Consider the following 20,398-nt stretch of genomic DNA (forward strand, 5'->3'; position numbering starts at 1 on the left):
GCGGAATTGAATTGAGAAACGCCCCGCATGAATGCGGGGCGTTTTTGTTTTATTCCGCTGGAAGCTCAGAAAAGTCAGGCTGAAACGTTCGGTACGGGAAAAGCAGCGATGCCTCATCCTTCAACTCTTTGGCGACCGTTTTATGCCCGGTTAGCATCGCCAGCTCAATCAGCGATTGATAGCCGTCGGCATTCGGAGACGTTTCCAGTCGGGAGATTTGTTCCCGCAGGTACAACTCCTGCGCGCGTAGATCCCTGCTTTCAACACTTTCCAGAAACTCCCGCTTTCCTTCCTCTTGCTGATAGAAGTCATTCCACCAAGGGTGGGTTTGATACTGAGTCAGCTTACTATCACGTATTTGATAGGTACGAAGTGCCTGTTCGCCAAGATAGATTGAAGATAACACCAAAACCAGCGAGGTAGTCAGCACCGTGTTAGCAGCGACTTTCATCGGCCGTGGGTATGGCAAAAGTACGCGGCGGTATCTCGCGGTAAGGTTGTCTATCCAGTAAAGCAGCACCACAAACAGCATACCAAGTGCCAGGTTAGTCTCAATGTAGTCTGTCACCGCCATACCAATGAGGGATGGCACAATGATCGCAAGCAGCATCATGCGGGTGCCACTCGGCGCCTCCACCAACTTGCGAATTACCAGCATGAAGAGCAGACCAAAGCTCGCCCAGTAGGCAATCCCGCCCTGAATTAAATTTGCGAGCAGCCAACTGGGATACTTTTGCTGAAGCGGCAGAACATGGCTTTGCTCAACGCCAAACAACAGCTGTGCTCTATTGAGCTGCCCCAGACCTATACCTTCAAACTGAGCCTGTCCCAGTAATGCCCACGCCTGCGACAGCACCTCTAACTCCTTGGCTGAATAACGGGCTGCAAAAAGTGCCGATTGAGGAATACTTCCAAGCTTCCAAGCGATAGCAAAGCCTGCCAATACCGCTAAATTCCATAGACCATGGTGTCTTTTCTGACTGAAACGGAATAAGAATGGCTGACTGAAAATCACCAACACTAAAATCACGGTGATTAGCCAAGGCGATTTCAACGCAGCGAGAGCTGGAATGGTGAGCAGCGGCGTCGCAAGTAAAAGGGCATGAACCGGAATCCAGTTGCGCTTGTACGCTTTAGTCCGCGCTAGCAAATACGCTGACAGCATCAAAGAAGTCAGAAGAACGATGCCTAGTACGTCACTGTTGGTTTTGATGTCTGCAAGGCTCGATGACGAGATCTCACTGATGCTGGGAAGCAACAAAGGAATCGCCAGTAGCCAGCCGCTCAAAAGTGGTAGCCAGAGTAGATATTGCCTCTGAAGGTGATTGAAGCTGAACTGCTGCAGGGTACAGAAAAGCAGTAAAGACAACAGAACGCTAAACCCCTGCCATGCAGCCGAATGCCAGTCAGCGTGAAAATAAAATGATGGTATCAGGGCGAAACTTGCGCTCAGCGCCAGCCATCCAGTCATGATCGTGTGGCTGAAACGGCCTTGTCTTGCCGCTTCCCAAACCCCAAAGCAAACGATGGCAACCGCTAACAAGAGCGTTAAGGCTGTAGCTGGATGTTGAACACCGGAGAAAGCGAGCGGGATTTGGTTAAGAGGTAAGCAGAATAAAAACAGCACAGTCAGCGCGATTAGCACTGGCTTAACCAAAGGTTTTCTGGCCACTTTTGATGGCCAGAGGTTTTGAAATCGCATTGTTTGCATAGATTGTTTTTCACTGGCTCATGCCAGCATCCGCCCTATGATGCCTTTTGTTTGAGCAAAGGTTTCAAGAACCTCGCTGTGTGCGAACCTTTAACCAGAGCCACATCTTCCGGTGTACCTTCGGCTATGATCATGCCCCCGCCACTGCCACCTTCGGGGCCCAGGTCGACAATCCAGTCCGCGGTCTTTATCACGTCCAGATTGTGTTCAATCACCACAATGGTATTACCGTGATCACGCAGTCGATGCAGCACTGTCAGTAATTGCTGGATATCGTGGAAGTGTAGGCCCGTGGTTGGCTCATCCAGAATATACAGCGTCTTGCCGGTATCACGCTTGGATAGCTCACGCGCCAGCTTGACTCGTTGCGCTTCACCACCAGACAGCGTCGTAGCCGCCTGTCCTAGGCGGATGTAAGACAGGCCTACATCCATCAGGGTTTGCAGCTTACGCGCAATGGCTGGTACGGCATCGAAGAACTCGCGGGCATCTTCCACTGTCATCTCAAGGACTTCATCAATGGTTTTGCCTTTATAGCGGATCTCCAAGGTTTCACGGTTATATCTCTTACCTTTGCACACGTCGCACGGTACGTAAACATCCGGGAGGAAGTGCATTTCCACTTTGATAACGCCGTCGCCCTGACAGGCTTCACAGCGGCCGCCTTTCACGTTAAAGCTGAATCGCCCAACTTTGTATCCGCGTGACCGGGCCTCCTGAGTACCGGCAAACAGTTCACGGATTGGCGTGAAAATGCCAGTGTAGGTTGCTGGATTGGAGCGTGGGGTGCGTCCAATCGGGCTCTGGTCTATATCTATGACTTTATCGAAGTGACCCAGACCATCAATGTCCTTGAAAGGCGCAGGCTCACCTGTGGTTGCACCATTCAGTCTCTGGTGGGCAATTTTGTAAAAGGTGTCGTTGATAAGGGTCGATTTACCCGAACCGGATACGCCTGTGACACAGGTAAATAGACCGACCGGAAGCGTCAGATTGACGTTTTGCAGGTTGTTCCCGGTAGCGCCTTTTAGCTTCACGACTTTCTTCTTATCGTAGGTAAAACGCTTGGCGGGGACTTCAATCGCTTTTTTCCCGCTGAGGTATTGGCCTGTCAGCGAGTTTTCATTCTTGATGATTTCTTCATACGTACCTTCAGCAACTATGTGACCACCATGTACACCGGCACCTGGGCCGATATCTATAATGTAGTCTGCCGCGCGGATGGCATCTTCATCATGCTCAACCACCAGTACGGTGTTACCTAGGTTGCGAAGGTGCTCCAAAGTGGCGAGAAGGCGTTCGTTGTCACGCTGGTGAAGACCGATGGACGGTTCGTCTAACACGTACATCACGCCGACCAGACCCGCTCCAATCTGGCTTGCCAGACGAATACGCTGCGCTTCACCGCCTGAAAGAGTGTCGGCGCTGCGTGACAGGTTGAGATAGTTAAGACCGACGTTGACGAGGAAACTCAGGCGGTCATGGATCTCTTTGAGTACCTTATCGGCGATCTGTGCGCGTTGGCCTGTCAGCTCTAAACCTGCAAAGAAGGTCAGTGCTTCATGAATGCTCATTTCACACACGGCAGGGAGGTTGGTGTCACCCACAAAGACATGGCGAGCTTCTTCACGAAGGCGTGAACCGCCGCAGCTTGAACAAGGTTTGTTGGCGATGTACTTCGCCAGCTCTTCGCGAACAGCCATGGACTCCGTATCGCGGTAGCGGCGATTGAGGTTGTTTAAAATACCTTCGAACGGATGCTTACGCACGGTGATGTCACCACGATCGTTCACATACTTAAAGGCAATTTCGGTATTTCCAGAGCCGTTCAGAACCACGTTTTGGATGGTTTTCGGTAAATTCTGCCACGGAGTTTCAATGTCGAATTCGTAGTGATCGGCCAGAGAGCTCAGCATCTGAAAGTAGTAGAAATTTCGACGGTCCCATCCACGGATGGCACCACCAGCAAGGCTGACAGCTTCATTCTGAACCACGCGGTTTTCATCAAAATACTGCTGTACGCCGAGACCATCACAGGTTGCGCAGGCACCTGCTGGGTTATTGAAGGAAAATAGGCGAGGCTCAAGCTCTTGCATGCTGTATCCGCAATGCGGGCAAGCGAAGTTGGCCGAGAAGATGAGATCATCACCGTCACCATCCATAAAGCTGACCACGGCCGTGCCGCCTGTCAGTTCAATGGCTGTTTCGAAAGATTCAGCAAGGCGTTGCTGCAGATCGTCGCGTACTTTGAAGCGGTCTACGACCACTTCAATGGTGTGCTTTTTGTGAAGCTCCAGCGTCGGCGGATCAGAAAGGTCACACACTTCGCCATCAATACGCGCGCGGATAAAACCGTGGGCGACCAAGTTTTCCAGTGTTTTGACGTGCTCTCCCTTACGTTCCTTAACGATAGGGGCCAGTAGCATCATCTTGCTGCCTTCTTCAAGTTCCAGCACCTTGTCGACCATCTGGCTCACGGTCTGTGCTTCCAGCGTCACATTGTGTACCGGACAGCGCGGGTCACCCACACGCGCGTATAAAAGACGCAGGTAGTCGTAAACTTCTGTGATAGTGCCGACGGTTGAACGTGGGTTGTGGGACGTCGATTTTTGCTCGATGGAGATAGCAGGTGACAAGCCTTCAATATGGTCGACGTCTGGCTTTTCCATCAGGGAAAGGAACTGGCGTGCATAGGCAGACAGTGATTCTACATAGCGGCGTTGACCTTCTGCGTACAGAGTGTCAAACGCCAGTGATGACTTGCCTGAGCCTGAAAGGCCCGTGATCACTATCATCTTATCGCGTGGGATCGTCAGGTTAATGTTTTTCAGGTTATGGGTGCGCGCCCCTCTGACGTCTATCGTATCCATGTCTACCTTGCCCTTAGCTCTGAGGCTTGAAGCCTAAAGAAAAAACGAGTGGGGAAGTATCCCACATTATCGCGTAATGAAAAAGAAGAAGGCTGTATAAACATACAGCCTTCTTCAGTGTTGCGACATGTCATTTTAACGGTGGTTCAACCCGAATCGATCAGCCTGTTTTTACCGTTTTTTGAGGTTGGTTCGGTGCATCTGACTTCAGGTAGATATTTTCGTAGCAGTAGTTAGTTGCTTGGATGAAACCTTCTACGCTTCCACAGTCAAAGCGTTCGCCTTTGAATTTGTACGCCAGAACGCAGCCGCTTTGCGCTTGTTTCAGCAGGGCATCGGTGATTTGGATTTCTCCGTTTTTCCCTGGTTCTGTTTTCTCAAGGATATCGAAAATATCCGGCGTCAGGATGTAGCGGCCGATGATCGCTAGGTTACTTGGTGCGGTGCCTTGCTCTGGTTTTTCCACCATGTTGTCAACGCGGTAAAGGTTATCACGCATCTCTTCACCGGAAATTACACCGTATTTGTGGGTTTCATCTTCCGGCACTTCTTCTACCGCGACGATTGAGCAGCGGAACTGCTTGTACAACGCAACCATCTGGGAAAGAACACCATCTTCCAAGTTCACACAAAGGTCATCTGCCAGCACAACGGCAAACGCTTCATCACCTACAAGCTCACGACCAGTCAGGATAGCATGGCCCAGGCCTTTCATTTCTTTCTGGCGGATGTAAGTGAATGACGCAGCATCGATGGTGGCGCGAATATCTTCTAGCAGCGCTTCTTTATTGGTGCCGCTAATTTGATGCTCCAACTCGTAGTTTTTGTCAAAGTGATCCATCAGGCTGTGTTTACCACGACCGGTCACGATACACATACCAGTGATGCCTGCCTCAATGGCTTCGTCTACGCCGTATTCGATCAGTGGCTTGTTAACGATAGGCATCATTTCTTTTGGCATCGACTTGGTGGCAGGCAGAAAACGGGTACCGTAGCCAGCAGCAGGAAATAGACACTTCTTAATCATAGGTTGTCCTTAAAACATTTCATCCAACAATTTGGTCGGAAAGTTAAAAAATTTAGGCGGCAGGGATGTTAACATTAATCAGTTACAATTTGTCTCATTGTTTGATTAAGCGTGCAGAGCGAGTCTTCAACAATATAGGGTTATCCGATAGGCCAAAAGCCGAGTCGTTTTTCGACCTTACGCACAGCCAGAATGTTCTGTGTGCTCACTCCGATACTGACGGCCACCGCTGCGCCAATGATTCCCCATATTGACGTAAATACCAGTATCAAAGTCACGGTGATAGCCCCTGCAAATAGAGTGATATTACGCAAGTCTCTTTCATAGCCACACATGGTGAGAAGAAATCCGACAGATCCAGTCATCACATTGATGGTCTGGCCAACGGCCAGAATAACCAGAAGTTGACCTGATTGTGAAAACTCTTTACCGAACAGTGCCATGATGGTATCCGGCCAGATGAGAACAACCGTCAACACCGGGATAGAACACACTATCATCAGACGGGTAGAAAATTGAGCCAAACGTTTCAGCTCGTCGAGCTTATCTGCTTTGAATAGTGCCGAGAACCTCGGAGCAGCGACGAAATTAATGACCATCAACATAAAGCTGATGAGGAGGGACGTTCGTTGAGCTGCAGAAAAATAGGCGACTTCCTCAGAGGTCACAAACAGACCTACAAACACCACCGACGCCCAAGGTATTGCCTGACTGGTGGCCGAAATCAACCAAAGGTTAGGCACAGATTTCCAAAGTGCTGGCATCTTGCGGTCACTGGTATCGAGGTGATGTGCCGGCACTCGAAACCATAACCACATACCACTTAACACCACTAGCCCGGAGGCAATGACATAAAGCACAGATGCTGTGCCTGCCATTGGACTGGGCTGATAATGGGCGAGCAGCAAGAGAGCGGGTAGTGCAAGGACCGTCACACCAAGTTGCATGGAGCAGACAGAGGCAATGACTTTGCGCGTTGCTTGAAGCGCATAGCCGTTAAGAAAGAACAGGCTGACAAACGGTATCGCCAGAGAAAAATATCTCAGGCTTTCTGTCGCTTCGGGTTTACTAAACACATGGATTGCTAGCCAAGGTGCAGCCAAATAGGTCACTCCACCGACCATCGCTGAGAAGGGTAATACTGCAAACAGTGCATTGGTGAAGACTTGATTGGTTAAGTTCGCATTTTCCTGTTCTCCAGCTAGTCCAATAAACCGCAGAAGAGCGTTTTCCATCCCCATCAGGCAGAGAGTGCCCAGCAAAATCGCAAGACTCATACCAAGGAAAAACAGGCCTGATTGTTCTGCGCCAAGTACCCGTGCGGCAACCACGCTAAGTAAAAACGCCGCAGCAGCAGAGAGAACCCGGAAAATGGCTGCAAGAGCTGCGTGAAACAGAAACTGGCGGCGGGCAGGTTCCATGGATTGAATACGGTGAACAAGTTGAGAAATCATGGAACGGCCTTACCAGGGAAAGACGAAAGGAACAAGAGAAAGCACAAGCACACCATAAACCAGACTCAAAGGCAGCCCGGCTTTAAGGTAGTCTCTCGGCACATAACGACCTGCGGTATAAACCATCAGGTTGGTTTGGTACCCGAACGGTGAGAGGAAACTTGAGCTGGCTGCGAAAGCGACCGTCATGATAAATGGCATAGGATCAATTTGATATTGAGCGGCAATTGCCAAGCCAACCGGAAAGCTTATCGCTGCAGCGGCATTATTGGTGATAAGCTCGGTCATCAACCAGGTGGCAAGATACAAAATGACCAATGCCCCGAAAGCGCCGCCTGCCTGTCCGATGTTCATAATGAAGTTTGCAAGCGTATCTGCAAGCCCTGTCAGGGAAATAGCTTGCGCTAAACCCAAGGCCGAACCAATCACCAGAACCAGCTCAAACGGGAAGCGACGTCTTAAGTCATGAATAGACACCAGACGTGTTCCCACAGCAATGGCCAGCAGCAGAATCAAGCCCTTGTATAGTGGTAGCCAGTCCATAAAGCTAGCCACAAGCGCGGTGATTGCGCCGACACTGAAAAGAAGGGACTGAGAGTGCGAGAGCAGAGCATTGTTTTCCTGTTGCCCCACAAGGATAAAATTCTGAGCCAGGTTTCCCTGCGTGAAAAAATCTTCACCGACAGCCAAAACCAAGAGATCGCCACCTTGGAGTTTTATTTGACCTAAACCGCCACTCATTTGGACCTCACCACGCTTGACGGCGACCACGGCTGCACCGAATTGAGCCCGAAAATTGAGGGACTTTATTGTTTTTCCAGAGATGACTGCATTTGGAGTGACCACCACACTGATGAGGTTGTCAGAGGGAAGTTGTTCGCCCTGTGTTTTCAGCGATAGTCCCTTGAACTTATCTAGTAACGCGGTCGCCTCAAGATCGCCGGAGAAAACTAAGATGTCGCCACCTTGCAGATGTTCAGAGGGAGACACCGGTGAAATGATGTGTTCTCGTCGTACTATCTCGACAAGGAACAATCGCTCCAGATGGCGAAGTCCGCTTTGACCGACACTTTGACCGACAAGTGGTGAGTTTTCATCGAGCTGGGATTCTAAAAGATAAGCCTGGGAGGCTTCGTCCTCATTGCCGCTCCGGCTTGGCAACAGCTTGATGGAGATCAGGGTTATCACCATGACACCAAGGAGAAATAAGGGTAAGCCAATCAATGTGAAGTCGAAAAAGCCAATACCCGGTAATCCGGCATTGAGGGTAAAACCATTCACCAACAGGTTAGTGGAAGTGCCAATTAAGGTCATGGTGCCACCTAAAATAGCAGCATAAGAAAGTGGAATAAGAAGTTTGCTGGCCGGATACGCGCTTCTCGTCATAATTCGCATCAGGGTAGAGACCACGGCTGTATTATTGATAACAGCAGAAAGCAAACCCGCGGAAAGCGTGGTTTGGAATGCGACTTTCCTCAAACTACCACTGGTACACCAGCGACCAAGCGTACTGATAAGCGGTGTGCGCTCAAGTATCACTGAGACCATCACCAGCAATACCAGAGTGATCAGGGCGGTGTTGGTGAAGTTGTTGAAAAGCTGGATAGCAGGCACGATATCGAGCAGTAAGAGTGCAGTAAACACACCACCAAACACCAGAGCTGGACGCAGGTTGGTCAGCAGGAGTGTGATTAGCAGTCCTGCTATCAAAAGTGCTACCACCAACATTGGTCAGGCCTCATAAATCAAGAGCAGAGCATCACGTTGTTTTTCAGCACTGAAATCGTGGTTAAATGCATCAATAGCTTGCTGATAATCTGGATGATCAGGGCGCTGACAATAGGTGACAATTTGCTTGGCCATAGTATCCGGCGAGCTCGCCATAAACGGATAGTGTAGGTTTTGGGTGGCTCCGATAATGCGTAATACCATCGGAATACGAAGCTTTGCGGCTTCAAGAATGGTGAGAGGCATGCCTTCCCACGCGGCAGTATGAAGGTATAAATCGGCATTGTTCAGGGTTTGCATCAGCTGCATGTGGGGGATCATTCCGGTGACCTCCACACCCGCTTCACGAAGTGCTTTTTCCATGTCAGGATCGCCACCACCCAACCAATGCAGTTTGATTTGGGTGGCTTCTGGGTATTCGTTCAGACTGGTAATAGTATCCAGCAGAAACTGCGGGTCTTTTTGTGGTGAGATCCGCCCAACAACCATCACATTGTAGGGGGGCGTTTCATTGTCAGCCTCAAGTGATGCCAATTCCTTATCAAGGTCAGCATAGTTATTAAGGTGTACCGCTTTTTTGGCGCCAAGCGCAAAACCAAGCTCACATTCCCTCTCGCTGCAGCCAGCAATCATGTCGATACGGGATAAGCCTAGTTTCTCAAGGCGCATGTACACTTCCTGCATGAAATCAGAAATGTCCCGGCGTTCAAATGCGTAGCAATGCGGGGTGTAGACAATTGTGGTGTTGCCTTTTTTGGGTAGAAACCGACCCAGAAACCCGGCAAAGCTGGAATGAAGGTGGATCACATCTGGTTGCAGCTGAAGTACCGCTTTTCTCGCTTCACGGAAGAAAGCCAATAATCCCCCTTCCACGGTTTGAACATCATCGAAGAGGGTAGTGATCGCCATACCGGTATCATCATTGGTGCGTAGCCTGGCAAACAGATGATGACGAATCGGGGCCCCTTGGGTCGATTTCGCATAGCTGCAGAGCGCGGTTTGAATACCGCCGCCAAACGCTTCCGTAATATGGAGAACGGTTTTCATTACTGCCCCCATTTCTTCTTAAATTGAGTGATTTCCTCTTCACTGAAGACGGTGCGATACAAAGGCGCATCATAGAGATGGAACAAACGCTCAAAGGGATAGGTTTCTTTAAAGCGTTGATAAAGCGAGGAATACCATTTGTTGGACGCTTCATTGCTTGATTGCAGCTTGAAATCCGGCAGTTCAAGAAACTCACCCAGCACATCTGTTGATTGGTTAATCGCTTCACATTTCATTAGCAGCACATCGCAGCCACCTTGCTCGATACGCCAGTGCGTTTGCGATGGGTCCTGAACATGTTTAAGCACATCAATGTCGAACTGACGCTTTAGTTCCCTATCGAACCAATCGGTGAAGTAATCCAGACGCATCTGGGTTTCAAAGGCATCAGTCAGGTGGCGCAGTGTGGCATCCATATCGCCATGAATGGCTTCATTCTTTTTACCTGCAATGAACTGAATGTGCAGATCCTGGAAGAAACGGGAGACTACGGTAGCTATCGGGTCGCGCACCAGAGTGATGATTTTCAGGTGATCGCGCTTTTGCAAAATGCGTTTGCGGTGCGACAGGGTTAGTTTGTACGCCGCACGAATATGCCAGTCAAAGAAGCACGAAACATCGTCAGTGTTATGGTACATCTGGAACTCTTCGTTATCGTCGAAGGTGTGAATGTGCCAGCTGGGAATATTTGCATGCTCAAGGGATGCTTCAATAGACGATGAGCCAACCTTTCCCATTTGGTAAACCAGGACAAAATCCGGCGCGTTCAAGGTTTGGTCAAAAGCGCGCTGTCGGGCTAGGCTGAACTTCATTTTTTATCCTCTTGAAACTCGATGGTTGAAAGCGGCGTCAAGGCGTCCAGAGATTGCGTTGAAGAAATGGATGCTTCGGGTAAAGGTTTTGGAGCAGTGCGCGTATTGATGAAAAAGGGAAACAGGAACATCAGCATGATGGTGCTGTTTACAGCGACAAAGAGCACCATGGCGAGAATGTAAACCGCCAGCAGAAATGACACCGGGTTGATAAAGCGCTGCCGGAATAGGTGACGAAGACCCAGCAGGAAGCCACCAATAAGAATGGACAGTCCTACCAAGCCATATTCAATCGCCACATCGAGGGCAAAGTTATGGGTGTAGATAGCCAGTTCCTGATTTTGGAAATAGTTAGCGATATAGACCGGTAGCATTTTGGGCCCGACGCCGAATATTGGGTATTCCAGGAACAGAGCAAAACCATTGGCCAGCAGCAGTTTTCGCCATAACTCAGAATCCCAACGCGCCTCATGTTGGTCGGCGAAAAGAATGTCGAATTGGGTAAACTCAAACTTATCGAGAATGGCGTGTGTGCCAACCATATACCAGACAGAAAGCAGTGCCAGCACACAGCCCATCAATCCAAGCGTACCCAGTGCAAAGGCGGTTTGGCGCGAACGTGGATGCGACACGTCACGACAAAACAGCAGATCGCAGGCGATGAGCGCTGCAATGCCTAACAGGGCTTTACGTTCGCCGGACATCAATAGCATGACGGCTGCTACTGCAAGCAGGATATGACCAAAGCGAATCTGGTCACGCAGGATGTAGAGCAGGGCGCAGGTAAACCCGAAGAAATACTTGGTGTTTCCAAGCTTTTTGAAGTCGTTGTACTCGGGGTGCATTAAGTGCCACCCCGCCGTGTAAAGCGCTCCCATAAAGGTATAAATCGCAACAAGACACAGAAAACGAGGAGAAGCTAACAGCCCTGCTTGATGCAGTACACCGAGAAAGGCGGCCACAGAAAGCCACTGGATCATTTCGATAACGACAAGCTTCGGCGGCACACTGCTAATGATCCCGGTTAGCACGATGTAGGCGGCAAAGACAAAAATGAAGCCACCCGCACGCAAGGTCGATTGCAGCAGTTTTCCGCGAATAGCCGTAAGACCAAGAAAGCCGAGCGCAGCGATACCGACAAAGTCTGCAAGATAAAGACTGACACCGGCTACGCTGATTTTTGTGGGGACAAAAAACAGGACAACGGCGAGGGCTGCAGCATGTTCAAGCGATCTTGTCATCCGCTAGCTCCTGATAAGCTTGATAATATTGCTCGCGGAAAGTCTCCAGTTTATAGAGCTGGCAGCGTGACAAAGAACGTTGCGATGCCTGCGTGTATTTCTCAGGGTCTTCACAAATTGAAGCAATCTTTTGAGCAAGTGCTTCGTCATCACCCAAGGGAAACAGATATTCTTCAGTCCCGATCACCTCATCGATGCCTTGGACGTTCGATGCAAGAGCGGGCAATCCTGCGGCCATGCCTTCAACTGCAGCCAGGCCGAACCCTTCGATAATGGTGCTCTGAACATAGATGTTCAGCCCGTCCAAAAACACAGGAATATCAGAGCGCACACCGTGGAAGACCACCCTGTCTTCAAGGCCAAGCTCTTTAACCAATGCTTCATACTCGCTCCGGCGATCGCCATCACCAGCGAGGTGTAGCTCATAACGGGCTGGCAATCTGGCAAGCGCACGTATCAGCGTTGGGTGATCTTTATAAGGGTGGAGTCGGCCTGCCATGCCGATAAGAACAGGCGCATCTTCTGCAGGTGACTGCCTCTCTTGCATGGAAAATTTGCTGAGGTTTATGCCATTGAGGATCACCGAATAGTGCTTCTTCCAATGCGGGAGGAAATCTTCCAGCGCATTTTGTACCTGACCAGTGATGCACACGGTTTTCTGGTAGCGCCAGTAAAGCAGCCATTCGAAAGGCTTCATCCAGATGTGGTCGCGGCGTCGGTTATGTGAGTTGTGCTCGGTTTGAATTCGCTTCTTACCAAACGCTGTTAGCGCTACATAAATAGAGGGAAAGAGGTGGCTATGTACCACATCAGGCCATCTTAAAATTTGCCACTTTTCCTTTAGGGACAGCTTTTTCCAGACGATGCATTCCACACCGGCAGCTTCCAGCTCGCCGGACAGGTCGTTGATATCGTCCAAGATCACGATCTTGCTCTCGTATCCCTCAGGCGTTGGGCACACTAAATCGACGACAAAACGCTGCGCGCCGCCGTTTCGTGACAGATCATTAATAATGTGCAGTACTTTTACCGCCATGGTGGTGCTTCTCTCTTCCCTAGCCTTTAGCGTCAACGTATCCACGTTATCACCCCGATCATTCGACCGATTTGGTTTCCCATTCCGGGTAGTGCTCGCGGATGTAACGGTTCAACGCAATTTCTGCCGCGGTGTAGGTACGTTTTGCTTTTTGTTTATGTGGTGCGTGGAGTGCTTCCACCATGCCTGCTCCCACCGTGATATTGGTGAGACGGTCAATCACAATGAACGCGCCTGTTTTATGGTTAAGGCTGTAATTATCTGCCGCGACCGGTGCATTCAGACGTAAATCCACTTTGCCGATTTCATTCAGTGCCAACTCATTGGCAGACAGCGTTTCGAAGCTGTTGATATCGACTTTGTGTTCAATGCCGGTAATGCGACCTGTCACGTTATGACTGGTGAACTTGAAGTCATAGTCACGTTTGGTCTTCATGGTGTCCTGCGACATCCAGACAATGCTGGCGCTAAGGCTGTCTGTGACAGTAGGGGCGGTGTCTGGATGAACCAGCATGTCACCTCGGGAAATATCGATTTCGTCTGCCAGTGTTACCGTCACGGCATTTTTAGGTGCGACGGCATCAAGCTCGCTGTCATAGGTCACAATAGAGGTTACTGTACTCTGCTGACCAGACGGCATTGCCATCACAGTATCGCCCTTGCGCAGGATGCCGGAAGCAAGAGTGCCGCAGTAACCACGAAAATCGAGATTAGGGCGGTTCACAAATTGAACGGGGAAGCGCATCTGGTCGAGGTTCTGGTCGCGGCTGATTTCTACGCCTTCGAGCAGGCCCATTAAGGATGGTCCCTTGTACCAAGGTGTGTTTTCGCTGGCGCCGACGACGTTATCGCCTGCCAGCGCAGAAATCGGCACATAGCGGACATCTTTGATACCCAGCTGGGAGGCTATTGCCTGATATTCAGCCTGGATGGACTCAAACACGGTTTGGTCAAAGTTCACCAAATCCATTTTGTTCACAGCAACCACTACATGCTTGATACCGAGCAGGCTTACGATGTAGCTGTGACGACGGGTTTGGGTCAGTAGCCCTTTACGTGCATCGACCATCACAATCGCGAGTTCGCAGTTGGAAGCACCCGTCGCCATATTACGGGTGTATTGCTCGTGCCCTGGACAATCAGCGATGATGAATTTACGTTTTTCGGTTGAGAAATAGCGGTAGGCCACATCAATGGTGATGCCCTGTTCACGCTCAGATTGCAGACCATCAACCAACAGCGCCAGATCCAGCGCTTCCCCGGCATTACCGACGCGGGCATTGTCTTTGTGCAGACTGGTGAGGTGGTCTTCAAAAATCAATTTGGTATCGAACAGCAGACGACCAATCAGGGTCGATTTACCGTCATCTACGCTGCCGCAGGTCAGCAGGCGCAGCAACTCCTTGTTTTCATGCTGATGAAGATAGGCTTCGATGTCCGATGCGATCAGCGATGAGCTATGACTCATGAGTCACTCCTTGTGCAGGCAAGCAAATGTTTAAATGGTTTTCGAGGCTTATGGTTTTTAGAAGTAGCCTTCGCGTTTTTTCTGCTCCATGGAGCCCGCCTGATCGTGGTCAATTACGCGGCCTTGCCGCTCTGAAGTTTTGGTCAGCAACATTTCCTGAATAATCTCAGGCAGAGTGGCAGCCGTGGATTCCACAGCACCTGTTAACGGGTAGCAGCCAAGGGTGCGGAATCGCACAGATTTCATCTTCGGCTTTTCTCCTTTTTCCAAAGGCATACGGTCATCATCAACCATGATGAGAGTACCGTCGCGCTCAACCACTGGGCGTTTCTCTGCAAAGTACAGCGGTACAATGTCGATGTTTTCCAGGTAGATGTATTGCCAGATATCCAGCTCGGTCCAGTTGGAGAGCGGGAATACACGGATACTCTCACCTTTGTTCACACGGCCGTTGTATACGTCCCAAAGTTCCGGACGCTGATTTTTCGGGTCCCAGCGATGGTGCTTGTCGCGGAAGGAGTAAACACGTTCCTTGGCGCGGCTTTTTTCTTCATCACGGCGAGCACCACCAAAAGCCGCATCGAAGCCGTATTTATCCAGCGCCTGCTTCAGGGCTTGGGTTTTCATCATGTCGGTATGTTTGGCACTGCCGTGGGTAAACGGCCCCATACCCATGTCCACACCGTCCTGATTGATATGTACCAGCAAGTCGAGGCCGAGCTTTTTGGTCATTTGGTCCCGGAAGGTGATCATCTCCTTGAACTTCCACGTTGTGTCGACGTGGAGAAGCGGAAACGGCGGTTTACCTGGGTGAAACGCTTTCATTGCAAGGTGGAGCATGACAGCTGAATCTTTACCAATAGAGTAAAGCATCACAGGGTTGTCGAACTCTGCGGCCACTTCGCGGATGATATGAATCGACTCGTTCTCAAGCTGTTTAAGATGGGTTTGGTTTAGCGAAATCACATCCGCCATGGTTATTCCTTTTTACGTTGTCAGCTGGTAACGCTGGTGGAAAGCATCAATAAAATCGTTAAGCAACTCTGCCGGCAGGCAGTTAATGCCTGCCGCAGCTTTCCGACCACCGCCCGTTGGGAAAGAGGCTGCCAGTTCGTCAGCGCCGACGCGGTTTTTCAGCGGTGCACGGATGCTAACAAGATAATTACCGTCAGCCTTTGCCGTGATCACCGCGTTGGCGACCTCCGGGTCACGGTTGGTTAAGTCGTTGGAATAGACCCCGCTGATGCGGCGCGCCCAGGCTTCATCTGGCAGCATAAATATGCGGGATCCTGCTCGCTCGGAGTAAGGCATAATCGCCGCAGCTTTTTCGCTGTCACCGATAAAGCCGTCTTCGAGTGTGGCGTAAACGTCCGGACGCTCAGCAATGAAGTTAAACGGTGAAGGGTAGGCGGCCATCAGACGGTAAATCTCCGCCGGCGCGAACAGTAAATCGCTAAGCGAAGAGCCGTAACCGTTATAATTAAGGTAAGTACCAAACTGCATCAATTTGATGCGGTCCTGTCCGCACAGTCCTGACTTGTTCGCCAGTGTGTCGGCGGTGGCAATCATGTTGTCGCCATAGGCACCTACCAGTGCCCACTCGCGGTAACGGCCATCCAGCAGCTTGTCAACAATCAGGCTGGTACAGGTGTTTGCTGCCGTATTGATGTGTGTGGTCAACGAAGGATGGTCCGGCACTTCTCCAGGGTTGTGGTGGTCGGCATAAAATACACGCACACCTTGCGACAATAAGTTGTCCATTGCCGCACGGTTTTTTTCCATCGCGATATCCAGGACGGTCACATCTTGTGCGACAGCAGGGTCGACTTGTTTCAATAGAGCAATATCGCGCTTCACTCCAGTGATCAGTACACTGTCTTTTGGGGAGGCGAGACGAAGCTGAAGCAGAGCGCAAATCCCGTCAGCATCGCCGTTAAAAACATCAAAACTGGTTTTCATTGTTATCGTTAATCCTTGTTCTGAAAGCGATTAACCCGCTTTCAGTGTTTCATCATCCTGCTTGTTATTGTTGTAATAACCATAGTGCAGCTTGTATTTTTCCTCCGCATATTTGGCGGAGAGTTGGTTAAGCACCACACCATCGATGGCGATGTCATGACGAACAAGTTGGCTGATCGAACGATTGACCTGTTTCTCGGTGGTCGCTTCTGCTTTCACCACCAGAATCATGCCGCCGGCAAGACGTCCCAGAATCAATCCGTCACTGACCACCTGAATAGGAGTTGTGTCGAGAATGATTCGGTCATAGCTCTGTTTCAGCTGGTTTATCAGTGCTGAGAACTTAGTTGATCCCAGAAGCTCCTGCGGGTTTTGTGGTAACAGGCCAGCAGGCAAGATATCGAGTTGCGTTACACCATCATGATAGATGCACTCGGTCACTGGAACGCCCATCACCAGTACATTACTTAACCCTGCTTGGTTGCGTGGCAGGCCGTAGCGCTGACCGATAGCTGGCATCCGCATGTCGCAGTCAATCAGAAGTGTGCGTTCCATCTTGGCGAGTGACTGGGCAAGGCTCATCGCCACGGTGGTCTTGCCTTCAGACGGCAGTGAAGAAGTCACTGCAAGCACATTACGTTTGCTGTTGGTCAGCGTCAGCAGGATAGAAGTGCGTATAGTCCGAACCGACTCACTGAATAGCGCTTCGTCCGGATCTAGATAGATAGTGTGATCAAGCGGCGCGTTCTTGAATCGCTTCGCTTTCACTCGGGGCAGAAATCCTAGGTGCTGCAACCCCAGCTTCTCCTCAACATCGTCAGGTTTTTCAATGGTGTTGCGGTAAGCATCCGCTAAAAACGCACCAACGATACCGAGCAGCAGAGCGAATGCGGCGCTGATCACGATCAATTTGCCCGTCTGAGGGCTAGATGGATGTTGAGGGATAGTCGCACGATCTGTGAAGCGCGCGTTTACAGCATCGAAGTCACCAGCCACTGTGGTTTCTTTCTGGCGGTTCAGGAACAAATCGTAAAGTTGACGGTTAGAGTCAACGTCGCGCTTGAGTGACTCGTACTGTGCACGTTTTGCACTGATGTTCTGGTAATCGCTCTTCTTGCTTTCAAGCTCTGCTGCCAGTGCGCGTTCTTGCTGACGTGCACTGTTCAGTTCTTTTTCAATGCCTTGCGCCAGATTATTGATCACCGAGTACATACGCTCGCGGACCGAGTCCAACTGCGCCTGTGCCTGGATCATTTTGTCGTGTTTCGGGCCGTAGCGTTTGGCAAGCTCTGACACCCTGCGTTCGGCGTCGGTTTCGGCGTTTTTCACGTCCCGAACCTGTGGGTGGTTGGATATTTCCGGCACTGTCATCAGGCTGCCGCTGGCGTTGTTCTTCAGTTGGTCAAACAGGCTTTGCGCTGCAACGCGACGCTCACGGGCTTCGTTGACGCGGATAGACAGGTTAGTGAGTTCTGAGCCTGCCAACTGGTCGATGTCATCAAGCTCAATCAGCTGTTCTTCTTTCAGAAAGTTGGTCAGGGCAAGCTCGGCGGCATCCAGATTGTCTTTCAGTTCGGTGAGGCGCTCGGTGATCCAGAACGATGCGGTTTGGGTGGCTACCAAACGGGCTTCCAGATTGGACTCAATGTAAGCCTGACCAAGAGCATTGGCGACTTTCGCTGCCAGTTCTGGGTCGATCGAGCCAAAATGCACATGCACCAACTGGGTGTTGCGGATAGGCTCAATGGTCAGGTGTGATTTGAATTTGTTCAGTACGGCTTCACGTGCCGCTGCGTCATCCGCCATTTCTGATGGCGAAGGGGGCGTAGGCAAGAATTGCTGCAAAGGCCCAATTTGATAAAGGAAGCCGAGCAGTTTTTCGCGGCCTGAAAGCTCGCCAACCTCATTATTAAACTCGCGGATATTGGCAATACCTAGCTCATCAATCACTTTCTCTGCAATATGGTTGGAGCGAAGGATTTCAAACTGAGTCTGGTAATACTCTTTCTGGCTGGTATCTAGGGTATACACCTCTTCGATGGACACCGCTTTGTTGGCTTCTGATTCGATAAGCAGTGTCGCGGTCGCACGGTAAACCGGGGTTATAGCAAGGATCAGTATCGTTGCGATAAGGGTTACCGATGCCACAAACACAGCGATTGGCAGCCAATAACGCAAAATCACACCGGCATAGCGCTTGAGATCGAGGCGCGCTGGTTCACTGGCCGGGTTAGGCTCGATAAGTTTCATGATGTTAGTAGTCCTTTTAATCTTCCGTGCGCAAAAAAGAGCTGTATGGTTTGGCTGGCTTCTTTAAAAGAAGCTCTGATCCACAACGATAATGTCGCCGGGGCCAACAGCTTTTGACAGGCCAACGTTATTTTCTGTTTTGCCGCTCTTGGCTTCTGTCTGCTGAATTTTGTTTCTTGATGCGCGGTCAGTGAAACCGCCGGCAATGGCGATGGCCTTACCAATCGTCAAGCCGGGCTGATAGTCATAGCCGCCTGGGTGATGCACCTCACCGTTAACGTAAAACTTACGGAACTGAATCACATTGACTGTCACTTTTGGGTCAATGAGGTAGTCACCTTTCAAACCTTTTTGAATAATTTCCTGAAGCTGTCCGACTGTTTTTCCAGCTGCTTCCAACCTACCGAGATAAGGATAATCAAACCGCCCACGGGTGCTGAGAAGAATGTCCATGGAGAGGTCTTCTTCGCCATACACTTTGATAGAAATTCTGTCACCGTCATCGAGCACATACTGCTCATTATCAGCATATGCGGTGACTGAAAATGTCAGCAGGGCTACAAGAATAAAGCTAATTCGTTTGATCACAGGCTCACCTCCATGCCGAGAAAAAATCGTGTTTGATCATAACTATAGCCAGTCAACGTAGAGTCGCGCTCAAACCAGTAGGCGCCAGCAGTCATATCCCAGCAGCGGGCAATGCTGTAGGTTGCGCTCACTTCAAACTGGGTATCGTGATCTTTACGAATACCCGGATAGTTATTGGTTCCATATCTAACGGAGGTTGTTGTTGTCACTAGTGGGGTCCATTTATGCTCCCAGTCAAGCTTGATGGATCGATCCTTTACATAGTCAGCATTCAGGTTCGGGTCGCGCGCAAAGTCGCGCCCTTCAAAGCGAAACTCGCTGTAATCAGTCGGTTGCCATTTAAGTCTTAGCTGCCAGCTGAGACCCTGGAAGTTGGAGCGTTGGTCACTGTCGAAGTCTTTATTCTGGAAGCCAAGCAACAGGCGACCTTGAGTCTTACCAGTAACGTCCCAGTCGAGACCTCCATACAGGAAAGTATTTTTATTGTCACGGCTGCCGCCGGGACCCGTAAATAAATGATCGTAGGTGCGGATTTCATGGCGGAATATAGCCAGCGCATGAAAATAGCTCGAGACCGCGTAATAAAACTCTCCCGCCACGTAAGGCATGTCCCAGTTATAAAATTTGGTGTCTACAGTGACGCCATTGGTACGCATGAAAACTTCGTCATCATATTCTTTGGCTTCGAAGCCCAGAATGCCTACCAGACGGCCCGGTGCACCATTAGCGCCATACATATACCGAGCGTTGGCGTCATGACGCCTGAAACGCAAAGGGTCATCCACCCTCAGGCTGGAGCCTTCTGTTAAACCTGTTCCTCGTGCTTCACTGGCGATGCGGTACTTGTAATCAAGGCGAAGACGATGACGGATATCGAAAAGCCAGAATGCGTTGCCGTGCAACTCATGGTTTACGTAATCATCTTCGCTGCTATCAGTAAAACTCACCGCATCCAGTGTGTAATCAAACTGATAGGCTGAGCGGTGTGTTTCAAGTTGGGCAACTACTTCGGGGCTCACTCGGTACATGGCTGAGTCAACCGAATTGGTTTCTGTTCGGCGTACATTGTTATCATGGCCAGCACTGAATTGTAGTGTCGGAATAATGTCTATGCCGTTTTCCGTTTGATAGGTATGTGGCTCTACTGCCAATACAGAGAAAGGGGCAGTAAACAATGAGTAAAACAATACATTACGGCTTTTCACTC

At 50.2% G+C, this 20,398-nt stretch carries 15 protein-coding genes; all 15 read right to left on the minus strand.

The features are described 5' to 3' along the window. Window positions 1–49: 49 nt before the first annotated feature. On the minus strand, window positions 50–1,702 hold the full coding sequence (locus VP504_RS12950; protein WP_325891517.1) for a lipid A core--O-antigen ligase: 1,653 nt from the start codon (window positions 1,700–1,702) through the stop codon (window positions 50–52). 44 nt (window positions 1,703–1,746) lie between these two features. Then, window positions 1,747–4,581, minus strand: a complete 2,835-nt coding sequence (uvrA, locus tag VP504_RS12955) for an excinuclease ABC subunit UvrA (RefSeq protein ID WP_325891518.1) — start codon at window positions 4,579–4,581, stop codon at window positions 1,747–1,749. A gap of 160 nt (window positions 4,582–4,741) precedes the next feature. Further along, window positions 4,742–5,608 (minus strand): UTP--glucose-1-phosphate uridylyltransferase GalU, encoded by an 867-nt coding sequence (galU, locus tag VP504_RS12960; protein ID WP_325891519.1) that lies wholly within the window; start codon window positions 5,606–5,608, stop codon window positions 4,742–4,744. A 140-nt stretch (window positions 5,609–5,748) separates the two neighbouring features. Further along, entirely contained in the window at window positions 5,749–7,062 is a 1,314-nt protein-coding gene (locus VP504_RS12965; protein WP_325891520.1) for a flippase, read from the minus strand. A 9-nt stretch (window positions 7,063–7,071) separates the two neighbouring features. Then, window positions 7,072–8,790, minus strand: coding sequence for an SLC13 family permease (locus VP504_RS12970; protein ID WP_325891521.1), 1,719 nt, complete (start codon window positions 8,788–8,790; stop codon window positions 7,072–7,074). 3 nt (window positions 8,791–8,793) lie between these two features. After that, the gene (locus VP504_RS12975; RefSeq protein WP_062705583.1) at window positions 8,794–9,837 is read right to left on the minus strand and encodes a glycosyltransferase family 4 protein; all 1,044 of its coding nucleotides are present in this window, start codon (window positions 9,835–9,837) and stop codon (window positions 8,794–8,796) included. Next, complete coding sequence (locus VP504_RS12980) at window positions 9,837–10,649, minus strand: putative capsular polysaccharide synthesis family protein (protein ID WP_325891522.1); 813 nt, start codon at window positions 10,647–10,649, stop codon at window positions 9,837–9,839. Before VP504_RS12980 ends, VP504_RS12975 begins: the two co-directional genes overlap by 1 nt. Further along, on the minus strand, window positions 10,646–11,890 hold the full coding sequence (locus tag VP504_RS12985) for an O-antigen ligase family protein (protein WP_325891523.1): 1,245 nt from the start codon (window positions 11,888–11,890) through the stop codon (window positions 10,646–10,648). The genes VP504_RS12980 and VP504_RS12985 overlap by 4 nt, the downstream gene beginning before the upstream one ends. Further along, entirely contained in the window at window positions 11,874–12,926 is a 1,053-nt protein-coding gene (locus VP504_RS12990; protein ID WP_325894045.1) for a glycosyltransferase, read from the minus strand. Before VP504_RS12990 ends, VP504_RS12985 begins: the two co-directional genes overlap by 17 nt. Window positions 12,927–12,984: 58 nt before the next feature. Then, window positions 12,985–14,394 (minus strand): sulfate adenylyltransferase subunit CysN, encoded by a 1,410-nt coding sequence (gene cysN, locus VP504_RS12995; protein WP_325891525.1) that lies wholly within the window; start codon window positions 14,392–14,394, stop codon window positions 12,985–12,987. A gap of 57 nt (window positions 14,395–14,451) precedes the next feature. Next, complete coding sequence (cysD, locus tag VP504_RS13000; protein ID WP_325891526.1) at window positions 14,452–15,369, minus strand: sulfate adenylyltransferase subunit CysD; 918 nt, start codon at window positions 15,367–15,369, stop codon at window positions 14,452–14,454. Between the two features lie 12 nt (window positions 15,370–15,381). Next, entirely contained in the window at window positions 15,382–16,353 is a 972-nt protein-coding gene (locus VP504_RS13005; RefSeq protein WP_325891527.1) for a DHH family phosphoesterase, read from the minus strand. A gap of 30 nt (window positions 16,354–16,383) precedes the next feature. Next, window positions 16,384–18,603, minus strand: coding sequence for a GumC family protein (locus tag VP504_RS13010; protein WP_325891528.1), 2,220 nt, complete (start codon window positions 18,601–18,603; stop codon window positions 16,384–16,386). Window positions 18,604–18,666: 63 nt separating this feature from the next. Continuing rightward, on the minus strand, window positions 18,667–19,191 hold the full coding sequence (locus VP504_RS13015) for a polysaccharide biosynthesis/export family protein (RefSeq protein ID WP_442788878.1): 525 nt from the start codon (window positions 19,189–19,191) through the stop codon (window positions 18,667–18,669). Beyond that, window positions 19,188–20,396 carry an outer membrane beta-barrel protein gene (locus tag VP504_RS13020; RefSeq protein WP_325891529.1) on the minus strand — a complete coding sequence of 403 codons (1,209 nt, stop codon included), beginning with the start codon at window positions 20,394–20,396 and terminating at the stop codon, window positions 19,188–19,190. The genes VP504_RS13015 and VP504_RS13020 overlap by 4 nt, the downstream gene beginning before the upstream one ends. Between the last annotated feature and the right edge of the window lie 2 nt (window positions 20,397–20,398).

It is taken from the genome of Grimontia sp. NTOU-MAR1, from assembly GCF_035758505.1.
GTDB lineage: Bacteria > Pseudomonadota > Gammaproteobacteria > Enterobacterales > Vibrionaceae > Enterovibrio > Enterovibrio marinus.

Coding starts and splice junctions, on each gene's coding strand:
- VP504_RS12950 (WP_325891517.1), bottom strand. CDS start 1,702: ATGCGATTTCAAAACCTCTGGCCATCAAAAGTGGCCAGAAAACCTTTG.
- uvrA (WP_325891518.1), bottom strand. CDS start 4,581: ATGGATACGATAGACGTCAGAGGGGCGCGCACCCATAACCTGAAAAAC.
- galU (WP_325891519.1), bottom strand. CDS start 5,608: ATGATTAAGAAGTGTCTATTTCCTGCTGCTGGCTACGGTACCCGTTTT.
- VP504_RS12965 (WP_325891520.1), bottom strand. CDS start 7,062: ATGATTTCTCAACTTGTTCACCGTATTCAATCCATGGAACCTGCCCGC.
- VP504_RS12970 (WP_325891521.1), bottom strand. CDS start 8,790: ATGTTGGTGGTAGCACTTTTGATAGCAGGACTGCTAATCACACTCCTG.
- VP504_RS12975 (WP_062705583.1), bottom strand. CDS start 9,837: ATGAAAACCGTTCTCCATATTACGGAAGCGTTTGGCGGCGGTATTCAA.
- VP504_RS12980 (WP_325891522.1), bottom strand. CDS start 10,649: ATGAAGTTCAGCCTAGCCCGACAGCGCGCTTTTGACCAAACCTTGAAC.
- VP504_RS12985 (WP_325891523.1), bottom strand. CDS start 11,890: ATGACAAGATCGCTTGAACATGCTGCAGCCCTCGCCGTTGTCCTGTTT.
- VP504_RS12990 (WP_325894045.1), bottom strand. CDS start 12,926: ATGGCGGTAAAAGTACTGCACATTATTAATGATCTGTCACGAAACGGC.
- cysN (WP_325891525.1), bottom strand. CDS start 14,394: ATGAGTCATAGCTCATCGCTGATCGCATCGGACATCGAAGCCTATCTT.
- cysD (WP_325891526.1), bottom strand. CDS start 15,369: ATGGCGGATGTGATTTCGCTAAACCAAACCCATCTTAAACAGCTTGAG.
- VP504_RS13005 (WP_325891527.1), bottom strand. CDS start 16,353: ATGAAAACCAGTTTTGATGTTTTTAACGGCGATGCTGACGGGATTTGC.
- VP504_RS13010 (WP_325891528.1), bottom strand. CDS start 18,603: ATGAAACTTATCGAGCCTAACCCGGCCAGTGAACCAGCGCGCCTCGAT.